Raw genomic sequence first — 3,414 nt, forward strand, 5'->3', positions numbered from 1 at the left:
TACCACTGTACTTTGATTTCCAATTGCCGCCAGTGGCACACTGATACCACGTTGCCGATAAAGATCATCGACTTTCATTCCAGAATCAACGAGTTTTAAAATATTGACGATTCGCCTTTCAGTAAAACCGGCTTTTTTATAACGACCTCTGCAATTTTGGGCAGAAAATCTCATTATAGCTGTCTCATTTTAATGGGAGAGGATAAAGATTAATAGCCAAGCTTTACAAGATTCGATTAAAAATCTTAAGGCTCACTATATAATACCTAGAAAAGGAAATAGCAATTAAGGTAATATAGCTATTGATTGGTGTTTATATCAATGCCGTTATTTCGTTGAAAATACCTTTCTGAGTATTAAGAAACACTGAGCAGTTGCTATTTGGTATGGTAAATTATCAAAAAATGATGAAAGTGTCGTTGTTTTGACGTTTTCAATTATGTGGCTCACTATGTGGAGCAATATAAAATATATACAATAAAGGTCAACATGCCCGAGTGTTTTTATAATTTTTAATCTTCAAAATATAAATATTAACTAATATTTCAATCAGAATCGTTACTGGGTAGTATGATTACTTATGGATGGTGCTGTTGCCTATGAAAAATGTCTGCTTTTTTGATTTGCCGTTTGTGCGCCACGATAAGCACGCCGAACCAGAAACGAATTACCGCCGGATCCTAGCCGGAGATAAGGTATTCTGGATGTATGCTAAGCAATTTGAAGATATCTCTGTTGCGGAAAAATTAACAGAGGGCGAGCGTGTGTATATCGGTGCACATCCGCTGGCTGATGGGACATTCTGGTTGCACTGGTTAGTCGCTCCAGACCACGGAACACTGCAACCCGTGACTAAAGGTACCGATAAAGCCCGTAATGCCCTGAAAACACTGATAGGAACGCTACTGATGGGGGCGTTTGGCTATGTTTTTTTTAATTTATCATTTGGTATTATCATATTTCTGCTCATGTTGATCGCATTTATTATCGGTGCTTGGTTTTTTTGCTCCGGTGTTCAAGGATTGCTGGTCAGTAGTAGTAAACGAACACACCGTTTGCAAGAGGGACTTCGGCGTGTACAGGCTGGAGATTTATCACTCTTTCACACTCAAAACGATCTGCAGACAACAATAGCCGCACAGCAAAAAAATATACAGGCAGTGGTAAAAACAGCAAAACCCCAGACGCCGGATAATATGATCCATGCAGATCAGGTCATTCTGAGCACATTACAAGGGGAAATTCGTTCACTCAGTGTGACCACAGGATTTACTGGTACAGGTAAATCGCGGCGCGATTATAGAGATTATCAGTTTCTCTGTGAGGGCGTGCTATTCACTTTCCGCTGTTATTACAATACATTCAGTGAAGATGTAAATCCGATATTTTACCGACATCCGGATTTTTTTCTGACCGAAGGTGACCCCATGACGCTTATCCTTAACGGTGAGAACGGTCAGATCGTCGGCCTGTGTAACGAACGGGACGGACAGGCATATCTCAAATACAGCGGCATAATGATGCCCAACCGTCAAATGAAACGGGCGTACAAAGCCATTGGTCTCATCTGTCTGGTGTTACCGTTGTTGATGCTGTTTTTTTCGTTCCATGACTGGTGGCAAGCGGGTGTGATGCCTGACAAATGGGACTGGTTGAAAGCCGGGGATATGTTTCTTGATTGCAGTTTTCTCAGTATGTCGATATTTTTCCTGATTATGCTGTTAACTGAGCTGTCCAACGGCTTTATCGAAAAATACACGGTCACCTCCGCACGGATAGAGAAAGTGCGACAGTATCTGGTGTCATTCCGAAGTAGCTTGAATAAGGCTCCGTATATTCAGGAGGTGACCTGATGTTTACTGATCGTCGCATCCGAGTTGCTTTATTGGCCGTCGGGCTGATTATTTGCATAACTTTTATGTACATACGTGATTTCGCTGGATTTGCCGGAGAATGGGAACGTACTCGTCCTTATCAGCCGGAAAAAAACGCGATTATCATGAAATCTTTGCTTATCAGTAGCGTTGAACAGGGTGTTTTGATCACTGGCCTAAGCGATGCGATTGATATTAAAGTGAATCATATTGAGCGCAGTAATTTCCTGTATCATTACAACAAAGTGCTTCGTGATGATCCCGTTAATGACAACGCTGTGCCGCTGCTTAATCTGCAAATTAATCCGGACAAAGCGGTGATCAACAAGCACATTGCAAAACAGATTGGCAAAGGGAGTGGCCGAGAAATTGAATCCTACAGGCCACGGTTGCCGCTAACTCAGATTATGACGGAGCAGGAGGGGGAGCTGCGCGTCCGGGCCCGTTTTATCGGCAACGTACTGAGTCAGCAGTGTGATAATCAAGGGCGCTGCCTGATCGTATTTAAGAATGATATCACCCCAGGAAGACCAGCATTTTATTCAAATGACGGTGGTCTGCATTGGCAGTGGCTACAACAATGGGCATCGCCAGAAACGCGGGCGGAAGAGAATGTCCTAGCGATTACTGGGGCGGGTCATTTCGTGATGGCGCAGAATGAGCGATTGTATCAGACAATGGATTTTGGACAGACTTGGAAAAAACTCGCCGACCTGAACCCCTCTGGGCGGGGACGTGCCGATCTCGGTAGTTATCAGCATTACAATATACAGGATCCCAGCTGGCTCGCCACCTCACAACGGGCAATCTTCTGGAAGCAGGAAAGCGACACCAGCTCACTGACTTGTATTAACTTCCAGACGGGACGCCAGGAAGCGTATCTGTCGCTGCCGGGGCGAGTTAGTAAACCGACCGTGACACCGGAAGGAGAGGTTTATTTTGTTCTCAAAACCGAGCCACGTATGCGGTACAGCATCAACCGGCTGGATTGCAGCAACGGCAATTACACGCCAGTACTGGAAACCGGTACAGACTCGATTTCTGATCTGTATGCAGGGAAAGATAATAGTCTGATATTCACTTTTCGGTTTAACGACCCTGAGCATATCCGGGTATCACACAACGGCGGAAAAAACTGGAAGCGGATGCAGAAATTCCCGAGAAGCTATCAGGAAAATGTATTATTTGATGGTGTCCGTAATCGTCTATTCTATTTTCCGGTAGAATCCTACTATGCACCGGACCTCGGTAATCGCGATGGATTGGTGTATGAAATATCGCCGATCTGATAATGTGGAAAGCAACAATATAATGAGATGTTAAATAGAGATTGTAAGTAATAAAAACAAATATTAATTCTAATTTGTTTTTTTAATTGAGGAATAATATATTGTGATTTACCTGTTTTGGTTTAAGAGGTTAATATTAATAAAACAGGTAATTTCACTAAATAAATTACACGTTAACTCTATTTTACTGGAAAATTAAAAGCTGTTAAACCTGCATCTTCTATTAACTTGATGGGTGACATGCCCACGGA

At 42.9% G+C, this 3,414-nt stretch carries 2 protein-coding genes; both read left to right on the plus strand.

All coding sequences use genetic code 11. The features are described from left to right. Positions 1-599 precede the first annotated feature (599 nt). Entirely contained in the window at positions 600-1,853 is a 1,254-nt protein-coding gene (locus PR675_RS20470) for a hypothetical protein (protein WP_040132422.1), read from the plus strand. Beyond that, a complete protein-coding gene (locus PR675_RS20475; RefSeq protein WP_060560802.1) occupies positions 1,853-3,163 on the plus strand; it encodes a hypothetical protein in 1,311 nt (436 codons plus the stop codon). The genes PR675_RS20470 and PR675_RS20475 overlap by 1 nt, the downstream gene beginning before the upstream one ends. Positions 3,164-3,414 lie beyond the last annotated feature (251 nt).

Source organism: Providencia sp. PROV261, from assembly GCF_028477945.1.
In the GTDB taxonomy this organism is placed as follows: Bacteria; Pseudomonadota; Gammaproteobacteria; order Enterobacterales; family Enterobacteriaceae; genus Providencia; species Providencia stuartii.

What these genes read in the sequence shown, in the direction of transcription:
- PR675_RS20470 (WP_040132422.1), top strand. Translation starts at nt 600, where the DNA reads ATGAAAAATGTCTGCTTTTTTGATTTGCCGTTTGTGCGCCACGATAAG.
- PR675_RS20475 (WP_060560802.1), top strand. Translation starts at nt 1,853, where the DNA reads ATGTTTACTGATCGTCGCATCCGAGTTGCTTTATTGGCCGTCGGGCTG.